Source organism: Bradyrhizobium cenepequi (genome assembly GCF_020329485.1).
In the GTDB taxonomy this organism is placed as follows: Bacteria; Pseudomonadota; Alphaproteobacteria; order Rhizobiales; family Xanthobacteraceae; genus Bradyrhizobium; species Bradyrhizobium cenepequi.
The window spans coordinates 384,876-405,175 of record NZ_JAGKJI010000002.1 but is presented as its reverse complement, the minus strand read 5'-3'; the positions used below and the strand labels follow the sequence as shown (position 1 = coordinate 405,175).

16 protein-coding genes and 1 other RNA gene are annotated in these 20,300 nt (G+C 64.6%); 5 read left to right on the top strand and 12 right to left on the bottom strand.

The features are described 5' to 3' along the window. Positions 1-80: 80 nt before the first annotated feature. The 7 genes from murD to rsmH all read right to left on the bottom strand — a co-directional run bounded on the left by murD (position 81) and on the right by rsmH (position 8,756). Positions 81-1,481 (bottom strand): UDP-N-acetylmuramoyl-L-alanine--D-glutamate ligase, encoded by a 1,401-nt coding sequence (gene murD, locus J6497_RS05175; protein ID WP_225703143.1) that lies wholly within the window; start codon positions 1,479-1,481, stop codon positions 81-83. Beyond that, entirely contained in the window at positions 1,478-2,584 is a 1,107-nt protein-coding gene (gene mraY, locus J6497_RS05170) for a phospho-N-acetylmuramoyl-pentapeptide-transferase (protein WP_225703142.1), read from the bottom strand. The genes murD and mraY overlap by 4 nt, the downstream gene beginning before the upstream one ends. A gap of 9 nt (positions 2,585-2,593) precedes the next feature. Then, positions 2,594-4,027: a UDP-N-acetylmuramoylalanyl-D-glutamyl-2,6-diaminopimelate--D-alanyl-D-alanine ligase gene (locus J6497_RS05165; RefSeq protein ID WP_225703141.1), complete on the bottom strand. Its 1,434-nt coding sequence runs from the start codon at positions 4,025-4,027 to the stop codon at positions 2,594-2,596. Then, entirely contained in the window at positions 4,024-5,478 is a 1,455-nt protein-coding gene (locus tag J6497_RS05160) for a UDP-N-acetylmuramoyl-L-alanyl-D-glutamate--2,6-diaminopimelate ligase (protein WP_225703140.1), read from the bottom strand. Before J6497_RS05160 ends, J6497_RS05165 begins: the two co-directional genes overlap by 4 nt. A gap of 141 nt (positions 5,479-5,619) precedes the next feature. Then, positions 5,620-7,365, bottom strand: coding sequence for a peptidoglycan D,D-transpeptidase FtsI family protein (locus J6497_RS05155; protein WP_225703139.1), 1,746 nt, complete (start codon positions 7,363-7,365; stop codon positions 5,620-5,622). Beyond that, positions 7,362-7,763 carry a cell division protein FtsL gene (ftsL, locus tag J6497_RS05150; protein WP_225703138.1) on the bottom strand — a complete coding sequence of 134 codons (402 nt, stop codon included), beginning with the start codon at positions 7,761-7,763 and terminating at the stop codon, positions 7,362-7,364. Before ftsL ends, J6497_RS05155 begins: the two co-directional genes overlap by 4 nt. Positions 7,764-7,766: 3 nt before the next feature. Further along, positions 7,767-8,756: a 16S rRNA (cytosine(1402)-N(4))-methyltransferase RsmH gene (gene rsmH / locus J6497_RS05145; protein WP_512699955.1), complete on the bottom strand. Its 990-nt coding sequence runs from the start codon at positions 8,754-8,756 to the stop codon at positions 7,767-7,769. A 475-nt stretch (positions 8,757-9,231) separates the two neighbouring features. Here rsmH and J6497_RS05140 point away from each other — a divergent pair, with 475 nt between their 5' ends. Next, a complete protein-coding gene (locus J6497_RS05140) occupies positions 9,232-10,089 on the top strand; it encodes an N-acetylmuramoyl-L-alanine amidase (protein ID WP_225703136.1) in 858 nt (285 codons plus the stop codon). A gap of 168 nt (positions 10,090-10,257) precedes the next feature. Here the strand turns inward: J6497_RS05140 and J6497_RS05135 are convergent, their stop codons facing one another. Together J6497_RS05135 and J6497_RS05130 are read right to left on the bottom strand one after the other, a co-directional pair. After that, positions 10,258-11,493, bottom strand: coding sequence for an RNA polymerase sigma factor (locus J6497_RS05135; RefSeq protein WP_225703135.1), 1,236 nt, complete (start codon positions 11,491-11,493; stop codon positions 10,258-10,260). A 73-nt stretch (positions 11,494-11,566) separates the two neighbouring features. Next, positions 11,567-11,917, bottom strand: a complete 351-nt coding sequence (locus J6497_RS05130) for a YciI family protein (protein WP_028167510.1) — start codon at positions 11,915-11,917, stop codon at positions 11,567-11,569. Between the two features lie 152 nt (positions 11,918-12,069). On the opposite strand from J6497_RS05130, the gene rnpB reads away from it, so the two are divergent. The 3 genes from rnpB (at position 12,070) to J6497_RS05115 (ending at position 14,426) form a co-directional block, all read left to right on the top strand. Continuing rightward, an RNA gene (gene rnpB, locus J6497_RS05125) (RNase P RNA component class A) lies at positions 12,070-12,491 on the top strand. 188 nt (positions 12,492-12,679) lie between these two features. Beyond that, positions 12,680-13,402: a sulfite exporter TauE/SafE family protein gene (locus J6497_RS05120; RefSeq protein WP_225703231.1), complete on the top strand. Its 723-nt coding sequence runs from the start codon at positions 12,680-12,682 to the stop codon at positions 13,400-13,402. 73 nt (positions 13,403-13,475) lie between these two features. Beyond that, entirely contained in the window at positions 13,476-14,426 is a 951-nt protein-coding gene (locus J6497_RS05115; protein ID WP_225703134.1) for a DMT family transporter, read from the top strand. On the opposite strand, the gene J6497_RS05110 is transcribed toward J6497_RS05115, so the two are convergent. The 3 genes from J6497_RS05110 to J6497_RS05100 all read right to left on the bottom strand — a co-directional run bounded on the left by J6497_RS05110 (position 14,410) and on the right by J6497_RS05100 (position 19,450). Continuing rightward, a complete protein-coding gene (locus tag J6497_RS05110; RefSeq protein WP_225703133.1) occupies positions 14,410-16,212 on the bottom strand; it encodes an ABC transporter ATP-binding protein in 1,803 nt (600 codons plus the stop codon). The genes J6497_RS05115 and J6497_RS05110 overlap by 17 nt on opposite strands. Before the next feature lie 310 nt (positions 16,213-16,522). Beyond that, positions 16,523-18,112 carry a DHA2 family efflux MFS transporter permease subunit gene (locus J6497_RS05105; protein ID WP_225703132.1) on the bottom strand — a complete coding sequence of 530 codons (1,590 nt, stop codon included), beginning with the start codon at positions 18,110-18,112 and terminating at the stop codon, positions 16,523-16,525. A 42-nt stretch (positions 18,113-18,154) separates the two neighbouring features. Further along, positions 18,155-19,450, bottom strand: a complete 1,296-nt coding sequence (locus J6497_RS05100) for an HlyD family secretion protein (RefSeq protein WP_225703131.1) — start codon at positions 19,448-19,450, stop codon at positions 18,155-18,157. A 184-nt stretch (positions 19,451-19,634) separates the two neighbouring features. On the opposite strand from J6497_RS05100, the gene J6497_RS05095 reads away from it, so the two are divergent. Beyond that, positions 19,635-20,273 carry a TetR/AcrR family transcriptional regulator gene (locus J6497_RS05095; RefSeq protein ID WP_225703130.1) on the top strand — a complete coding sequence of 213 codons (639 nt, stop codon included), beginning with the start codon at positions 19,635-19,637 and terminating at the stop codon, positions 20,271-20,273. Positions 20,274-20,300 lie beyond the last annotated feature (27 nt).

Below are 20,300 nucleotides of genomic sequence, written 5' to 3'. Positions count from 1 at the left end.
CCCCAGATGGCAGAGGTAACGACCATTGGTGGACGAGGGTGGTTTCTAAGGGGTTAATGGATTGCAGAAGTTTTGAAGCGTCACACCACCGGCTTGACGCCCGTCAGCGCTGTCACGAGGTCGCGGAAGGCGGCGCCGCGGATTTCGAAATTGCGGTACTGATCGAACGAGGCGCAGGCGGGCGACAGCAGGACAACCGCGTCAGCAAGGCCGGAGGCTTCCGCGTCACGTGCCGCGTTGGCAACCGCGACGTCCAGTGTCTGCGAAATCTCGTGCGGCACGGCTTCGCCGAGCGTGCCTGAAAATTCCTGCGCCGCCTCGCCGATCAGATAGGCTTTGCGGATACGCGGAAAATAGCCGGTCAGGCTGGTGATGCCGCCGGCCTTCGGCTTGCCGCCGGCGATCCAGAAAATGTCGGTGAAGGACGACAGCGCATGCGCGGCGGCATCCGCATTGGTGCCCTTGGAGTCGTTGACGAACAGCACGTTGCCGCGGCGGCCGACCTGCTCCATCCGGTGAGCGAGGCCGGGAAAGCTGCGCAGACCAATTTGCAGCACGTCCGTCGAGATGCCCATCGCCAGCGCGCAAGCGGCGGCGCAGGCCGCGTTCTGGGCATTGTGCAAGCCGCGCAGCGAGCCGATGCCACCGAATCTTGCCACCTCGCTGCGCGCGGCGCCTGACGCCAGCACGATGGTCTCGCGCTCGACATAGATGCCGTCGGGTAGCGGGTTCTTCACGGAGACGCGCACCACGCGCTTGCCCGCCTGATCGAGGCGGTCGGCGATGTTGCGGCAGAAGATGTCGTCTACGCCGACGATCGAAGTGCCCTCCGGCTGGACACCCGCGACCAGCCGCTCCTTCACCGCGGCGTAATTCGCGAGCGTGCCGTGGCGATCGATGTGGTCCTCGCTGACATTGAGCAGGATGCCGACGGATGGATCGAGCGAAGGCGTGAGGTCGATCTGGTAGGACGACATCTCGATCACGTGGACACGCCCCATGCGCGGCGGCTCGAGCGACAGGATCGCGGTGCCGATATTGCCGCCCATCTGGGTGTCGTAGCCGGCGACCTTCATCAGATGCGCGATCAGCGCTGTCGTGGTTGACTTGCCGTTGGTACCGGTGATGGCGACGAACGGCGCTTGCGGCGCGTATCGCCGCCGCTCGCGGCAGAACAGTTCGATGTCGCCAATCACCTCGACGCCGGCCTCGCGCGCCAGCAGCACGCTCCAATGCGGCGCCGGATGGGTCAGCGGCGCGCCGGGGGTCAGGATCAGCGCAGCGAATTTCGCCCAGGAGACCGAGCGCAGGTCGGCGGTGATGAAGCCGGCCTGCGTAGCCTTGGTGACGTTGTCGGCATTGTCGTCGCCGGCGATCACCTCCGCCCCACCCGCCTTCAGCGCGTGGCAGCTTGCAAGCCCCGAGCCGCCGAGGCCGAACACGGCGACGGTCTTGCCCGCGAACGAGGTGATGGGGATCATCGCAGCTTCAGCGTGGACAGGCCGGCGAGCGCCAGCATCACGGAGATGATCCAGAAGCGGATCACGATCTGCGGCTCGGTCCAGCCTTTCTGCTCGAAATGATGGTGCAGCGGCGCCATGCGGAACACGCGCTTGCCGGTGAGCTTGAAGGAGGCCACCTGCACGATCACCGAAACCGCCTCCAGCACGAACAGGCCACCGATCACCGCCAGCACGATCTCGTGCTTCACCGCGACCGCCGTCGCCCCCAACATGCCGCCGAGCGCGAGCGAGCCGGTGTCGCCCATGAAGATCGAGGCCGGCGGCGCGTTGAACCACAGGAAGCCCAGACCCGCGCCCAGCACGGCGCCGCAGAGCACCGCGAGTTCGCCGGTGCCGGCGACATAATTGATCTGCAGGTAATCGGAGAACACCGCGTTGCCGGTGAGATAGGAGATCATGCCGAAGCTGGCGGCGGCGATCATCACCGGAACGATGGCGAGACCGTCGAGCCCGTCGGTCAGGTTCACCGCATTTCCGGCGCCGACCATGACGAAGGCGCCGAAAATCACGAAGAACCAGCCGAAATTGAACACCACATCCTTAAAGAAGGGAATCGCGAGCGAGGTCGAGGACACATCGCGCCCGAGCCGCACCAGCGCGTAGCAGGCGGCGAGCGCGATGATCGCCTCGATCGCAAGGCGCAGCTTGCCGGCAAAGCCGCTGTGGCTCTGCTTGGTGACCTTCAGATAATCATCATAGAAGCCGACGAAGCCGAAGCCGAGCGTCACCGCCAGCACGATCCAGACATAGGGGTTGATCGGGTTGGCCCAGAGCAGCGTCGCCACCACCACGCCGGACAGGATCATCAGCCCGCCCATGGTCGGCGTGCCCTTCTTCGAAATCAGGTGCGATTGCGGGCCGTCGGTGCGGATCGGCTGGCCCTTGCCCTGGCGCAGCCGCAGATGATCGATGATCCAGGGCCCAAACAGGAACACGAACAGCGCGCCCGTCACCATCGCCCCGCCGGTGCGGAACGTGATGTAGCGGAACACGTTGAGCGCCCCCCGGAACACGCCGAAGCCGGGGACCGTGTTGGAAAGGTCGATCAGCCAATAAAACATTCAATATGCCTATACCGCTTCTTCATGCGCGGCTTTGCCGGGAAAACGCTTTTCCAGCGCGTTGACGATCCGCTTCATCTTCGAACCCAGCGATCCCTTGACCATGATGGCGTCGCCGGGGCGGATGGCCGCGACCGCCTGGCTCTCCAGACTCGCCGAGCTATCGGCATAGCCTCCCCGCCTTGTCGTGGAAAGAGCGTCCCAGAGATTGCGCATCAGCGGACCACAACAATAGACGAGGTCGATATTGTTGGCGTTGACAGCCTCGGCGAGGCCCCGATGCAGCTCAGGGCCGGTCGGCCCGAGCTCGAGCATGTCGCCGAGCACGGCGATGCGGCGGCCCTGCGCACCGATTTGAGTCCGCCCGAGCACGTTCAGCGCAGCCGCCATCGACGCCGGATTGGCATTATAGCTCTCATCGATCAGCGTCGCCTCGCCCGTCCCAACCTCGAGGACGCGCCGCGCACCACGGCCCGCGGGCGCCTCGAGCTGCGACAGCGACAATGCCGCCCGCGCGAGGTCCGCGCCGATCAGCGACGCGCCGGCGAGCACGGCGAGCGAGTTCATTGCCATATGACGGCCCGGCATGCTGATCTTGTAGGTGACGTCATGGCCGAGGATGTTGGCATGCACGGCGGAACAGGCCGCGTGCAGCGAGACGTCGAGGAGCCGCGCGTCGGACTGCGCGTCCGTACCGAAGGAGACGATGCGTGAAACACCGAGTTCCTTCGCGCGCGCTTCCAGCCTTGTGAATTGTGCATTGTCGCGGTTGAGCACGACGGCGCCACCAGGCTCGAGCCCCAGAAAGATCTCCGCCTTGGCGTCCGCGATCTCCTCGATGCCGGAGAAGAATTCCAGATGCACCGGCTCCACGGTGGTGATGACGGCGACATGCGGCCGCACCAGCGTCACCAGCGGCGTGATCTCGCCGACATGGTTCATGCCGATCTCGAACACGGCGAAACGCGCCGACGCCGGACAGCGCGCCAGCGATAGCGGCACGCCCCAATGATTGTTGAAGGAAGCAACGGAGGCATGCGTCTCGCCCTGCGCCGAGAGCACGTGCCGCAGCGCTTCCTTGGTCGAGGTCTTGCCGACCGAGCCGGTGACGGCGATGATCCTGGCCTTGAGCCGCGCGCGCGAGGCGTGGGCAAGATCGACGAGACTGGCGAGCACGTCGTGGACGATCAAGAGCGGCGCATCGGCCGGGAACTTTTCGCGCTGCGCCGTTTCGACCACCGCGAGCGCGGCGCCCGCCTTCAATGCGGCCTCGACAAAAGTGTGGCCGTCATGCACGTCGCCCTTGATGGCGAAATAGGCTTCGCCCGGCCGGATCGTGCGGCTGTCGATCGAAAGACCGGTGACTCCGGGGGGCAAGCGTCCCTGTGTTGCGGCGCGCATCGCATCCGCCATCGCTGCCGATGTCCATAATTGTGTGCTCATGCGACCCTCGCTTCAAGCGCAGCGGCCACGGCCTCATGATCGCTGAACGGCAGCGTCTTGTCGCCGATGATCTGTCCGATCTCATGCCCCTTGCCGGCAATCAGGAGCGCATCGCCCGGCTGCAATGCGGCGATGCCGGCCCTGATCGCTTCCGCGCGGTCGGCGATTTCGCTCGCGCCCTTTGCCGCGGCGAGGATGGCGGCACGGATCGCCGCCGGATTCTCGCTGCGCGGATTGTCGTCGGTGACGATGATGCTGTCGGCGTTGTCAGCCGCAATCGCGCCCATCAGCGGACGCTTGCCCACGTCGCGGTCGCCGCCCGCGCCAAAGACGACGATCAGCTTCCCCTTCGCATAGGGCCGCAGCGCCTGCAGCGCCTTGGCGAGCGCGTCCGGCTTGTGTGCGTAGTCGACGAAAATCGGCGCGCCGTTGCGCTCGCCGACGCGTTCGAGCCGGCCCTTGGCGCCCTCGAGCTGTTCCAGGCTTGCGAAGACGGCGTCGACGTCGCTGCCGGTTCCGATTGCAAGACCGGCGGCCACTAGCGCATTCTCAATTTGGAACTCGCCGACCAGCGGCAAATGGATGGTGTATTTCCGGCCACGATGCTCGATCACGAGCTTCTGCGCAAAACCTTCGATCGAAGCGTCGACCAGGCGAATGCCATCTCCGCCGGCCTTACGGCCAACCGCGATGATCCTGAGCTTGCGCGTGCGCGCCGCGTCGATCACCTCAGGCGAACAATCATGATCGGCCGAAATCACGGCCGCGCCGCCGGGCATCACGAGATCACGGAACAGCCGCAGCTTGGCGTTGAGATAATGCGCAACGTCGGGGTGATAATCCATGTGGTCGCGCGACAGGTTGGTGAATCCGCCGGCGGCGATGCGCACACCATCAAGCCGATACTGGTCGAGCCCGTGCGAGGATGCCTCAAATGCGAGATGCGTGACGCCGTCGCCGGCGATCTCGTCGAGCTGGCGATGCAGCGCGATGGGATCAGGCGTGGTCAGCGAGCCATAGACCGTGAGCTTCGGCGACACCAGGCCGATGGTGCCAATGCTCGCGGCATCGTGCCCCAGTCGCTGCCAGATCTGGCGCGTGAAAGCCGCCACCGACGTTTTGCCGCTGGTGCCGGTCACCGCCGCAATCGTTGCGGGCTGGTGCGGGAAGAACTTCGCCGCAGCCAACGCCAATGCGCGCCGCGGATTAGGCGTCGCGACAAAAGGCACGCGCAGACCGCGCTGCGTCCGATGGTCGCCCGCAACCGCCACTGCGCCTGCGGCAATGGCCGCATCGACGAAGCGCGCGCCGTCGGTCTTGTGGCCCGCGAGCGCGAAGAACAGATCGCCCGGCTTCACCGTGCGGCTGTCGGCCGCGAGCCCTCCGATTTCGACGGCTCCCGCCTGCGGATCGATCGTGGCATCAGCACTGAAGAGGTCGCGAAGTCTCATGATCTTCCAGTCCGGCCGGCGACTCACACGCTCGATCAAGACCCGATTAGAAATCGGATCATGATCTCATCTTTCTTGTTTGAGCATAATCTCTTCGGAAACCCCACATCTCCGCTTCCGGATCATGCCCCTCCCCACGCCTTACTGGGTTGTCCTCGATGCCGCAAGAATAAGGCGGTCGGACGGCGGCAGGTCGAACCGCGGCTCAAGCCCCAAAAGTGGAGCAATACGGGCGATCACCTTGCCGCCGGTCGGCACCGCGTTCCAGCCCGAGGTAATGAAACCATGGGTCTCCGGCAGCGCCTTCGGCTCGTCCAGCATCACCAGGAGCTGATATTGAGGATTATCGGCCGGCATGACGGCGGTGAACGAGTTCAGCACCTGTTTCTTGGAATAGCGGCCGTTGACGACTTTTTCCGCGGTCCCGGTCTTGCCGCCGATATAGTAGCCCTTCACGTCGGCCGACTTGGCGGTCCCGATCTCGGCATTGAGCCGCATCAGGTAGCGGACCTTATCCGACGTCTCAGGCTTGATCACCCGCTTGGCCATCGTCTTGGCGTCTTCCTCCGAGCGCTTGAGGAAGGTCGGCGGAATCAGATAGCCGCCATTGACCATCGCATTGATGCCCATCACAGCCTGCAGCGGCGCGACCGCGATGCCGTGGCCGAAGGCGATGGTGATTGTGTTCAATTCGCCCCAGCGCTTCGGCACGATCGGCGATGCGCTCTCCGGCAATTCTGTGCGCAGCCGGTCGAGTTGGCCGACCTTCTTCAGGAACGCCTTGTGCGCCTCCACACCCTGCGCCAGCGCGACGCGCGCTGCGCCGACGTTGGAGGAGAAGGTGAACACTTCCGACAGCGAGATCGCCCGGCCCAGCGGATGGGTGTCGTGGATCGCGAACTTGCCGTAGTGCAGCGCGCCGCGCGCGTCATACATGGTGTTGAGCGTGGCCTTGCCGGAATCCAGCGCCATCGCCAGCGTCAGGGTCTTGAAGGTCGAGCCCATCTCGAAAACGCCCGTCGTCAGGCGGTTGATGCGATCGGGATCGTGCGCCTCCTTCGGATTGTTCGGATCGAAATCGGGCAGTGAGACCAGCGCGACGATCTCGCCGGTCCGGACATTGGAGACGAGGCCCGAGGCCGCCTTCGCCTTGTACTTCTCCTTCGCCTTCATGAGCTCGTCGCGCAGCGCGTGCTCGACGCGCAGATCGATCGACAGTTGCACCGGCTTCTGCAGGCGGTCGGTGGCGAAGCCCGCGCGATGCAGATCGGCCAGACCATTATTGTCCAGCCACTTCTCCATGCCGGCGATGCCCTGGTTGTCGATATTCACAAGGCCGATCAGGTGGGCAACGGTAGGGCCGGTCGGATAGATGCGCCGGTTCTCGCGCAGGAAACCGATGCCGGGAATGCCGAGGCGGTGGATATCCTGCTGCTGTTGCGGCGTGATCTCGCGCTTCAGCCAGGCAAAACCTTTTCGCGAGGACAGACGATCGCGCACCTCGACGGTGTCGAGGTCGGGCAGTGTCGCTGTCAGAAGCTCGATCGCCTCGTCCTTGTCAATGATGCGGCGCGGCTCGCCAAACAGACTCGGCGCCTTGACGTCGGTCGCGAGGATTGCGCCGTTGCGGTCGATGATATCAGGGCGTGCAGTCGCGATCGCATCCTGCGCGGCAGTGCGGCGCGCGCCATGGCTGTCCGCGCCGATCGCGAACATCACGAGCCGCCCGGCGATGATGGCGTAAACAGCAGCAAAGGCGATGATCGCAAAGCCGACGCGGGCGCGCGCCTTCACTGCGCGGTCGACGTTGCGCCCATAGAGCAGGCTGCGGATCAGACGCTGCCGCCACGGCTCGGCCGGCTTTGTGTTTGGCGCGCGGTCGGTCATTGCTGATCTCCCTGCTGCGCCGGCTCTCGTACCGATCCGGTCACGCTCTCCTGGTCAGCGGCGGCCTCGATGGTGTTGATCATCGCGCCAATCGGATCATGCGCGCCCGGCCGCGCGAAGTTCGGCGGACGTTCGGGCAAATTCTTCAGCGAGTCATATTGATTGGCATTGAGCGGCTTCAACGCCAGATGACGCTCGGCCAGCCCCTGCAATCTCATCGGCGAGTCGAGCTTGGCCCATTCGGCGCGCAGGGCCGCGATCGCGTCGCGCTGCTCGCGGATTTCCGCGTTCAGCCGCAGCACGCGCTCAGTGCGCGCCGTCGATTCCATCTTGATGCGGTAGACATAGGCCGCACAAACCACGAGGAAGCCGATCACGAGGAAATGGAGGATGCGCATGCGCTAGCCTCCCCTCATCACACGTTCGAGCGTCGGCCATGACGGCGGCGTACCCTCGGCATGCGGCGGTGCATCCGTACGCTCGGCAGCGCGCAATTTGGCCGATCGCGCGCGAGGATTGGCCGCGATCTCGTCCTCGGACGGAATCAGCGGACGTTTTGTCAATATCTTGAAGCTGGGCACCGCCTGCGCGACCGCGGGCAGGTGCCGTGAACCACTGGCCGCCTTGCCGCGCTCGGCGAAGAAATTCTTGACAATGCGGTCCTCCAGCGAGTGGAAGGAAATCACCACCAAGCGACCGCCCGCTCTCAGCAAGCGCTCGGCGGCGCTGAGCGCTTGCTGCAATTCGTCGAGCTCTTCGTTGACGAAGATGCGCAGCGCCTGAAACGTCCGCGTCGCCGGATGGATCTCGTTCGGCTTGGAACGGACAACCCTGGCGACGAGGTCGGCCAGCGCCTGCGTCGTCGTGATCGGCGCTTCCTTGCGCGCGGCAACGATTGCGCGCGCCACCGCGCGCGAGTGCCGTTCCTCGCCGAAGAGATAGATGATGTCGGCAAGGTCGCGCTCGGATGCAGTTGCGATCACGTCCGCCGCGGTCGGTCCCGCGTGCCCCATCCGCATGTCGAGCGGGCCCGCCAGGCGGAACGAGAAGCCACGCGCGGCCTGGTCGAGTTGCATCGAGGAGACGCCGATGTCCATCACCACGCCGTCGATGGTCTCGACGCCCTGGGCCGCACAGACGTCGGCGAGATTGGAAAAGCGGTCCTCAACCAGCGTCAGCCGGCCATCGGCACGGTCCACCAGATCGAAACCGCCCGCGATCGCCGAGCGGTCGCGGTCGATACCGATGATGCGGGTTCCAGGCACGGCAAGGATCAGGCGGCTATAGCCGCCGGCGCCGAAGGTGGCATCAACGTAGATGCCGCCGTCCCGCGGATTCAGCATCTCGACCGCCTCGCGGCCGAGCACGGAGACATGGGGCGCAAGAGGCATCATGCGCCGGTTCCCAAGATCGTCCGACGTACGGGATCGAAACTGGACACGGACCAGCCCATGGCGCCTCGAATGGTTGCGCGTCACACCGCGGTCCCGGCCGAGCGGCCGCGGCACGGAGCACGCGCCGGTTCCCATATCAGGCCGCAAATCCTGATGTCCGACCGGAGTTTGCTGGGCTGCCATGGGATTTCGCGCGCAAGCGGGCCTCGGCCGTCCCTCAAATACCGGTTCGGCTATTCACCACTTAGTAACGGCACTTAGCGTTAAGAAAGCGTTGCCGAATTCTTCACGGTTTATTTTGCTTTTGAGCCACAGGTGGAACCGGCCGGTGCGCATCGTCCACAAGGCGGGGCTAGAATTCACGGGATATGCGCCGATATGATTGCGCCCGTGGCAGGGTAAAGGAATAGTAAATTGAAGGCTGTCCGGAAATTGCAAGACTGCCGTTCTGCCGCCGGGTTTGAGATTTGGGATGTCGCTTGGTTCGTTCACGTCTGCTGATTCGAAACGTCAACGCGCCCTTCCCGTTCCCAGGGCCATCGCCGACATGAAGACCTTTACCCCGGATTCCTCGATCGTCTCCGACGTCATCCCGTCGGTGAATTTCGGCGAGCGCGCCAACAACCGGCAGCCCGACATGATCGTGCTGCACTACACCGGCATGCCCGACGTCGAAGGCGCCATCGCGCAGCTCTGCACCGCCGGCACCGAGGTCTCTGCGCATTACATCGTGCTGGAGGATGGCCGCATCGTGCAATGCGTGTCGGAGAGCAAGCGCGCCTGGCATGCCGGCGTGTCCTGTTGGGCCGGCGAACAGGACATCAATTCCTGCTCAATCGGCATCGAGATCATCAACCGCGGCCACGACTGGGGCTATCCGGATTTTCCGCTGCGCCAGATCGCAGCAGTGATCGCGCTGTGCCGCGGCATCATGCTCCGCCGCAACGTGCCCTCGCACCGCGTGCTCGGCCATTCCGACGTGGCGCCGGCGCGCAAGAAGGATCCCGGCGAAAAGTTCCCGTGGCATTCGCTGGCCAATTCCGGCGTCGGGCACTGGGTCCAGCCTGCGCCAATCGTGCGCGGGGATACGCTCCAGCTCGGCGCGATCAACGACAACGTCACCAGCATGCAGCAGGCATTCGCCCGCTACGGCTACAACATCCCGACCACCGGCCAGTTCGACGGCCCCACCATGGACGTCGTCACCGCCTTCCAGCGCCATTTCCGCCAGGCGCGCGTCGACGGCATTGCCGATCAATCGACCATGGCCACGCTGCACGCGCTGCTGGCAAGCCTGCCGCCTGAGGCGGCGACGGTTGCGGCGAATTAGGCACTGTCTCCGCAACGAAGCTCGAACCCCTTCCCCCTAAAAGGGGGAAGGCTGGGATGGGGGTCAAGCCGCGGGCACAGGTGCTCGTGGAGAGAGATGATCCCCACCCGGTTTCCGCTTAGCGCAAACCGACCTCCCCTTTTCAAGGGGAGGTGGGAGGTAGCGCGATCAACCCATCTCCGCGATGCGCCGCGCGTAGAGCCGTCGCAGCGGCTCCAGTTGCGTCGCGGCGGTTGCTGCCAGATACGCTTCACGCGCGGCGTCGTGGCGACCGAGGCGGCGGAGCAGATCGGCGCGGACCGCCGGCAGCAATTCGTAGCCTTTCAGGCTGCCGCGCGCTTCCAGCGCGTCGATCAGGTCGAGCGCCCGCGCCGGGCCGTCGACCATCGACACCGCCGCGGCATGGTTCAGCTCGATCACCGGCGACGGGCTGATGCGGAGCAGCACCTCATAGAGCCCGGCGATCTGCGGCCAGTCGGTGTCTTTATAGCTCGGCGCACGCACATGCAGCGCCGCGATCGCGGCCTGCACGGCGTAGGATTGCGGCCGCCCGGGCATCCGCAGTGCTTCCTCCACCAATCGCAAGCCTTCGGCGATCTGGCGATAGTCCCACAGCGAGCGGTCCTGCTCCTCCAATAGCACGATATCGCCGTGCGCGGTCGCGCGGCCGGCGCGGCGCGCGTCGTGCAGCAGCATCAATGCCAAGAGCCCCTTGATCTCCCCGCGGGCGGGCATCAATGCATCGATCAGCCGCGCCAGCCGGATCGCCTCGCGCGCCAGATCCGGGCGCATCAAGTCCTCGCCGGAGGTCGCCGCATAACCTTCGGTGAAGACGAGATAGATCACCGCCAGCACGCCGCGCAGCCTCGGCTCCAGCGCCTCGCGCTCCGGCACCTCATAGGGAATGCCGGCCAGGCGGATCTTCTGCTTTGCGCGCAACAGCCGTTGCGCCATCGCGTCCTCACTGATGAGGAAGGCGCGCGCGACCTGCGCCGTTGAGAGGCCGCAGACCGTGCGCAGCGTCAGCGCGATCTGCACCTCATCGGCGAAGGATGGATGGCAGCAGGTGAAAATCAGCCGCAGCATGTCGTCGTTGAGCGTGGCATCGACGAGTTCGGAAGGCGCGGACGCGTTGAGCAGGAGTTCGTGCGTCAGCTCCTGCTGCTTGCCGCGAAATACAACGTTGCGGCGGATGCGATCCATCGCCTTGTTGCGTCCGACATTGACGAGCCACGCCCGCGGGTTTTGCGGCAGTTCACCCGCATACCAGCGCTCCAGCGCCACCGCGAACGCCTCCTGCAAGGCGTCCTCCGCCAGATCGAAATCACCGACGAGACGGATCAACGTCGCCAGCGCCCGGCTCGCCTCGTCGCGAAAGATCTTTTCGATCTGGGTTGGAGTCATCTGGTGAACTGCTCGTCGTCGTTCCGGGCCTGCGCCTCACGGCGCATCCCGGAATGACGCTGGTGAGAGACACTCAATCATATACCCAGATCGGCCGCACCTCGATCGCGCCGAGCCTCGCGCTCGGGATGCGCGCGGCAATCGCGAGCGCCGTGTCGAGGTCCTTCGCTTCGATCAGATAATAGCCCCCGAGTTGCTCGCGCGTCTCCGCGAACGGGCCATCCGTGGTCAGCGTCTTGCCGTCGCGCACGCGCACGGTGGTTGCGGTGGTCGTGGGTCGCAGTCGGTCTCCAGCCTTGAAGTTGCCGCTCTGGATGATGGACTGGGTGAACTTGCCGTATTCCTCCATCATCTTCTGGCTCGTTGCCGCGTCGAGTTTCGCGTACTCGACCTCGTTCTGATAGATCATCAACAGATACTGCATCACGAAATCTCCTTTTTCATCGGCTGGATCGCCGACAGCCGGTCGAGCGGGCCGCACGCAAAACGACATCTTCAGGATAATTTATCTTGGTAAGGTTCCGCAGGCCGCTTTCGCCTTGACCTTGCGGCTACAAACCCCCATGCCTATGGACGTCAGTCGGCCGGACGGCCGCTCCCGCAAGCGCCGAAAGGCCGCGGGGGAGGAAAGTCCGGGCTCCATCGACATGCGGTGCCGGATAACGTCCGGCGGGGGCAACCCCAGGGAAAGTGCCACAGAGAACGAACCGCTTCCCCCACCCTAGCGGGAGGGGCAGCAAGGGTGAAAAGGTGCGGTAAGAGCGCACCGCGTTTCCGGCAACGGAGACGGCATGGCAAACCCCACCGGGAGCAAAACCGAATAGGGACGGCAACGCAGGCTGTTCGCGCAAGCGATAACGCTGCAGGGCGATGTCAGGCCCGCCGTCCGGGTAGGTTGCTCGAGGCCATCTGCGAGGATGGCCCCAGAGGAATGGCCGTCACGTACCATTCGCGAGAATGGTGCCCTACAGAACCCGGCTTACAGGCCGGCTGATGTCCTAAAGCGTTTTCAAGCGAAGTGGGTTTTCGGTTCGAAGAAAACGCGTCTTGATGGACCAAATGAGGGGTTCGGCGCAAACACGCCGGACCCCTCGCCATTTTTTGGAAGCCACCTGCCGGGCTCGTCGTGTAAACGTCGGGCCAATGACAATGAGAACAAGACGATGACGGGGGATTCGCTCTAGCGCTGCTGTTTGTCGGCGCGTTCGCGGGAGGCTTAGTCTCCGGCCTCGCCGGCTTCGGCACCGCGCTGATGGCGCTGGGAATCTGGCTTTACGTGGCACCGCCTGCGATTGCCGTGCCTTTGGTCCTGATCTGCTCGGTCGTCGGCCAGCTCACGACCCTGCCCTCGATCTGGCGCTCGATCGATTTCAGGCTGGTCTGGCCCTTTGTGCTCGGCGGCCTCGCCGGGGTGCCGCTCGGCACGCGGCTGATCGCCCATGCCGATCCCAACACCTTCAAGCTGACCATCGGCGTGCTGCTGTTGATCTTTCCCACCGCGCTCTATTTTCAACGCAGGCCAATGGCGATCAAATTTGGCGGAAAGCCTTTCGACGGCGCCATCGGATTTGCCGGCGGCATCCTCGGCGGCCTCGCTGGCCTCTCCGGCCCGCTACCGATTCTTTGGGCCAGCGTACGCGGCTGGAATAAAGAGCAGCGCCGCGGGATCTTCCAGACCTTCAACTTTTCGGTGCTGGCGACGGCGTTATTGCTCCAGTCCTTCGCCGGCTTCGTCACCAAGGAAGTCCTCGCGCTCGCGGTCCTGACCTTTCCGGCGACGGTGGCCGGCGCCTGGCTCGGCGCGCGAATCTATCATGCGCTGAGCGACCGGAATTTCACAAACATCGTGCTCGGGCTTTTGTTTCTGTCCGGCATCGGACTGGTGTGCAGCGGAATTGCTCCGAGATAGCGCGCGCATGGCTGCCATATGCACCGAGTAGATTGCTGTACGCTGATCGGCAAACCCGCTATCCACGCCTATCATGTCCTCGTCCTCCTCGCGCGAACGTCTCGGCCTGTTGCTGGGCTTCATCGGCATGGCGATCTTCGGCGGCACGCTGCCGGCGACGCGGCTTGCTGTTGCGGAAATTGACCCGATTGCGCTGACCGCGGTCCGCACGGCGATTGCCGGCCTGTGCTCGCTTGCGCTCCTGATCGTGTTGCGGCGGCCGTTACCGCGAAGGGCGCTCTGGCCGCAGCTTGCGCTGGTCATGCTCTGCGTCGCCATCCTGTTTCCATTGCTGATGGCCGAGGGCATGCAGCGCGTGGACGCCTCGCATGGCGGCGTCGTGCTCGGCGTGCTGCCGATCGCGACCGCGCTGGTGGCGGTGGCCATCACCCACGAGCGGCCGCGGCCGTTGTTCTGGATCGCGGCGGCCGCGGGCGCCGCGCTGGTGATCGCCTTTGCGCTGCGCGGTGGCGGCGGCACGCTGTCGACGGGCGACCTCTTCCTGTTCGCGTCCGTTGCGGTCGCCGCCATTGGCTATGCCTTCTCCGGACGGCTCACCGCGGAGATGCCGGGCTGGGAAGTCATCAGCTGGGTGCTGGTGATTGCCTTGCCGTTCGCGCTGCCGGCGGCTGCGCTGACCATGCCGGCCGATCCCCTGCACATTTCGCTAAAGCCGTGGCTTGGCCTGCTCTACGTCGCGCTGTTCTCGCAGTGGATCGGCTTCTTCGCCTGGAATGCCGGCATGGCGATGGGCGGGATCGCGCGGGTGTCGCAGGTCCAACTGCTGCAGCCCTTCGTCACCTTCGTGCTTGCCGCGCTCTTCAACGGCGAGACCATCACCTTGCCGGTCGTGCTGTTCGCCGCCGCGGTGGTGGCGACGGTTGCGATCAGTGCGCGCACGCGCTATGGGTCGACCGTGGCTCCGGGACGGCTCAAAGAGCCGAACCCGGAACCACGAATGACGGCGGCTACTCCGCCGCGGTGACGCGGCCGAACTCGGTCGCCTGCCGCTCGAACAGGCTGCGATAGATGCCGCCCGGCCGCGCCGTGAGCACCGCATGGGTGCCCTGCTCGACGATCTCGCCGCGATCGAACACCAGGATGCGATCCATGCCGCGCACCGTCGACAGCCGGTGCGCGATCGCGATCGAGGTGCGGCCCCTCATCAGCCGCTCCATCGCCTCTTGGATCAGTGCCTCCGATTCCGAATCCAGGCTCGAGGTCGCCTCGTCCAGGATCAGGATCGGCGCGTCGGCGAGGAACGCGCGTGCCAGCGCGACGCGCTGCCGCTCACCACCGGACAGTTTGACACCGCGTTCGCCGACCAGCGTGCCGTAGCCCTTCGGCAGCCGCAGGATGAAGTCATGCGCGTTGGCCAGCCGCGCCGCCTGCTCGATCGCCGCCATGCTGGCGCCGGGCCGGCCATAGGCGATGTTCTCCGCCAGCGAACGGTGGAACAGGATCGGCTCCTGCTGCACGATCGCGATCTGGCTGCGCAGCGATTGCTGCGTCGCGTGCGCGATATCCTGGCCGTCGATCAGGATCCGCCCGCCCGAAACGTCATAGAGCCGCTGCACCAGTTTGACGAACGTGGTCTTGCCCGAGCCGGACCTGCCGACCAGGCCGACGCGCTCGCCGGCGCGAATATCGATCGACAACCCCTCATAGAGCGGTATGCGATGTCCGCCGTAGAGGAAGGTAACGTTGTCGAACGTGATCCTTCCACCCTGGACGTCGATCGTCCCTGCATCAGGCGCATCCACGATGCCGAGCGGCTCGCCATGGATGGTGACGAGCTCCTCCATGTCGTTCACCGAACGCTGAAGGTTGTTGATGTGCATGCCGACGTCGCGCAAGTAGGCGTGGATGACGTAATAGCTCGTCAGCACATAGGTGACGTCGCCCGGCGAGGCGCGGCCGGCAAGCCATAGCAGGATGGCGCCGCCGATCACCGAGGCGCGAAAGCACAGCAGCACCACGAGCTGCGCCGTGTTGGTGGCGTTGTAGCGCAGCCAGGTTCGCGACACGCGTCTGCGCCAGCGGCCGATGACGCCGCCGAGCCGCGTGTCCTCGCGCGTCTCAGCGCCGAACGACTTCACCACCGCGTTGCAGGTGAGCGCATCCGCCAGCGTGCCGCCGACCTTGGTGTCCCAGGCGTTGGATATGCGCGCGGCCGGCGCAATATAATTCACCGAGAGCACGACGGTCATGGCAACATAGATCACCGCGCCAACGCCGATCACGGCGCCAAGCACGGGCCAGTGCAGCCCGAGCAGGATCATCGAGCCGACCAGCACCAACAGCGACGGCAACAGCGCCATCAGGACAGTGTCGTTGAGCAGGTCGATCGCCCACATGCCGCGGGTGATCTTGCGCACGGTTGAGCCGGCGAACGAATTGGCGTGCCAGTCGGTCGAAAACCGCTGTACCCGCGCGAACGCCTCGCGCGCCACATCCGACATCGTCGTCAGCGTGAACGGCACGATTGCCTGCAGCCCGGCAAAGCGCAGGATGATCGACAACAGGCCGAGCGCAACGATGCCGCCGAACGCGACCATCGCCGCATGTCGCGCTGCCTGGTCCGAGGTGCCGAGCGTCAGCGCGTCGACCAGATGACCGGAGTAGACCGGCATGAAAAGGTCGGCGACGGTGGCGCCGAGAAAGCCGACCAACACGGTCGTGGCGCGATACGGTTGCTTCAGCCAGTGGCGGAATACAAACGGGATCACGACGCGGATCGCGGCGGGACGTTTGTCGACTTGAACGGTCATGGCGCAATCCGGCCGCGCTCGCCGCGCAGGCCGGCTCCATCTGAATTGACGCGCGAAGGCGCAAGAGCGCGCAACGCAAGTGTCGTTGAATAAAGTGTTGGAAGGTTTGGAGGACCGGGACGTCAGCCCCGATCAACGCTGGCGGTCAACGGCGCGACCACATACCCAGCACAAACATCGGACGGGGGCGCGCGATCTGCGAATAAGCCGAAATCATGCAAATCTCCCCGGTTCGAGCGACAATGCGTTGCTTATAAATGCGTCACGCCTGATTTGCAAGATGACAAAGCCGTGAGCTCGCGTCTTCGCGCTAATGTCCGCCGCCGCCGGGCGCCGCTACTGACGGCTTGTTCAGCAGCAACACGAGGAGACTGAGGCCGACATAGAACACAGTCAACATGAAGAAGGCGTCGCCATAGCCCATCACCGCGGCCTGACGGTGCACGATCTGCGACAATTGCTTCAGCGCCATCAGCGCGGAATCACCCATGCCCTGCATGCGCTGCGTCAACATATTGAGCGTCTCGACCGCCGCCGCGTTGCCCCAATGCACCCGATCGTGCAGACGCGAGATGTGCAGGTCGGTGCGATCGTTCAGCACCTGGTTGATGAGCGCTAATCCCACCGCGCCGCCGAGATTGCGCATCAGGTTGAACAGGCCGGAGGCGTTCTTGACCAAATGCGGCGCCAGCGTGCCGAGCGCGATGTTGTTGGTCGGCACCATCGCGCACATCATGCCGATGCCGCGCAGGATCTGCGGCACCAACAGTTCGTAGAAGTCATAGTCGCGGGTGATCCAGGTCATCTGCCACGAGCCGAGCGCGAAGGTGACGAGACCAAACGCGATGATGTAGCGCAGGTCGACCTTCTGCATCAGCTTCCCGACGACCGGCGCCATCAGGAACATCGTGATGCCCGAGACGAACATGGTCTCGCCGATCATCAGCGCGCTGTAGCCGCGGATTTCCGCCAGATAGCGCGGATAGATATAGGTGAGGCCGTAGAGGCCGATGCCGATGCAGAACTGCAGCACGCAGCCGATCGCGAAATTGCGGTTGCTGAACGTCCTCAGATCGACGATCGGCTCTTCCACCGTGAATACGCGCCAGAAGAAAGCGATCGCGGAGACGAAGCAGACCGCGGCGAAGATCGCCACCGACGTGTCCTGCAGCCACTCGTATTGCGGCCCCTCCTCCAGCACATATTCCAGCGAGCCGAGGAAGCCCGCCATGAACAAGAGGCCCCACCAGTCGAAGCGCTCGAGCAATGCGAAATTCGGCTGGTCGAAATCGATCAGCGCAAGCGCGCCGAGGGTGATGCCGATGCCGGGCACGATATTGATGAAGAACAGCCAGTGCCACGACATCAGGTCCGTGATGTAGCCGCCCACAGTGGGACCTACGGTCGGCGCCAGCGTCGCGACCAGCCCGATGATCGGCGCGACGATGTGGAACTTTGAGCGCGGGAAGATCGTGTAGGCCGAGGCGAACACGGTCGGGATCATGCCCGCGCCCAAAAATCCCTGCAGCGCGCGCCAGATGATCATCTGCTCGATCGATGAGGCGAAGCCGCACAGGAAGCTCGAGACGGTGAAGCCGAAGGCGGAGATCGCAAACAACAGCCGCGTGCCGAGCGCGCGCGACAGGAAGCCGGACAAGGGAATGGCGATGACCTCGGCGATCAGATAGGCGGTCTGGACCCACGATACTTCGCTCGAACTCGCCGAGAGCCCGGCCTGGATGTCAGCGAGCGAGGCCGAGACGATCTGGATGTCCAGGATCGACATGAACATCCCGAACACCATGATGACGAAGGCGACCACCCGCCTCGGCTCGATGCGCTCCTCGGGCGCGGCGGACGGATTCATCATGTTTGGCGAAGCGGTGGTGGCGTCAGCCATATCTGCTCACCTGCGCCCGGGATTTCCCGCGGGCTCAAAATATCACTGCGGATGGATCGTCATCGGCGCGTCGAGATCGGCATCGTTGTCCGCATCCGCGGCGCCCTCGCGGGTATCCACGGTGGTGTAGACCGACATGCCGGCACGCAGCATATTCTGCCGCGCGACGCTCTTCGGCACGCGAACCCGGACCGGCAGCCGCTGCACGATCTTGGTGAAGTTGCCGGTGGCGTTGTCCGGCGGCAGCAAGGTGAACACCGAGCCTGCGGCAGGTGAAATGCTGTCGACCACGCCTTTGAACTTGCGGTGACCGTAGGCGTCGACCGAGATCGTCACCGACTGGCCCGGGCGGATGCGCTTGAGCTGGGTCTCTTTATAATTGGCGTCGATGAAGACGTCGTCGAGCGGCACCACATTGCCGAGCCGCTGGCCGGCCTGGATGAAGTCGCCGACATTGACCAGGCGGTTGGAAAAAGTGCCGTCGACCGGCGCGCGCACCGTAGCGAAATCGAGGTCGCGCTCGGCCTTGGCGAGCTGGGTCTGCAGCTCCGCGAGCGTGGCGCGGGCCTCGTTCTGCTGCGCCTTGGTCACCTCGACATTGTCGCGCGCGGCATCATAGGCGGCCTGCGCCGACTTCACCGCGGCAATACCCTGGTCGCGGCTTGCTTCGGACACTTCGAAGGTGGCGCGCGAAGCAAAGCCCTTGGTGCTCAGCGCCTGCTGGCGGTCGAAATCGAGGCCGGCGCGCTTCAGGTTCGCTTCGGCGGAGACGAGCTGTGCCTGGGCTTGTTCGACCGCGCTCTCCAGCGCGGTGACCTGGCGGCCGATGCGCTCGATGGTCGCCTGCTGGGTGGCGATCTTGCTGCGCGCCGCATCGACTGCGATCCGATAGTCGCCGTCGTCGATCCGGAAGATCACTTCGCCGGCGCGCACGATCGCATTGTCGGCAGGCAGGATCGCCGCTAGATGGCCCGAGACACGCGCGCCGAGCATGGTGTTGTTGGCGCGGACATAGGCGTCGTCGGTCGAGATGTAGAAGCGCCCGGCCACAAACCAGTAGACGCCATAGCCGACTGCGGCGAGCGCGAGCAGGCCGAGCACGCCCATCATGACGAATTTGCGTTTGCCGGGTTTTGGCGCAGCGGCACTTCCCGCCGGCGCCGGCTGCTCCGGCGCAGGCGCGGGCGGCGTTTCGGCAGGCCGGTGCTTGGCTTCTTCAGGAGCCGGGCCGCGAAGCTGCTCTGCCGGCTGCGCCGATGCATCGCGCACAGCGTCGCCCTCGACCGCCTCCGGCTCGGAGCGAACGATGCGTGCAGCCTGATCTCTCGCCGCGGCCATGGCCGGACTCCTCACTTACCCCGTCACGACGCAAGCGAGGCTAGGTGGCCCATGCGGCATCGTATCTTTACAATATCATTGACCGAACGGTTCGGTCAAGCTACGTTACTTTGGAGGAACCCTAAGGAGAAAATCGGGTCCGGACAGTACCCCGGATCGAAATATTCTTCGAGAGACTAAACCAATGGTTGCAGGCCAAACATCCCCTTTTCAGATCGTTGCCGAGGAGGACTCCTCCAAGCGGCGGCAGATTCTCGACGGTGCCCGCAAGGTGTTCCTGGAGTTGGGTTTCGACGGCGCCAGCATGGGCGAGATCGCCCGCGCCGCCGGGGTCTCCAAGGGCACGCTTTACGTCTACTTCGACGACAAGTGCCGGCTATTCGAGGCGATCGTCGAGGAAGAGAAGATCGAGCAGAGCAAGACCGCCTTCAACTTCGATCCCCAGCGCGACGCCGATATCACCCTGCCTGAATTCGGGCGCGCCTATGTCGCCCTGCTGTGCCGCCCCGGCGGTGGTTCGGCGCTCCGCACGGTGATGGCGATCGCCGAGCGGATGCCTGAGGTCGGCAGCCGATTTTACGAGCAGGTGATCGCAAGCAACGTCAAGCGCTTTGCGACCTATCTCGAAGCACGGGCCGGACACGGCGAGCTCGCGATCGACAATTTCGAGCTCGCCGCCTGGCAATTCATGCAGATGTGCCAGGCGACGCTGTTTCAGGCTTTCATCTTCCAGGCCAAGCCCTCTCCATCGTCCGAGCAGATCGCCACCGTGGTCGACAGCGCAACGCGGGTGTTCTTGGCCGCGTACAGGAAGAAGGCGTAGCGGCGTAGGATGGGCAAAGCGAAGCGT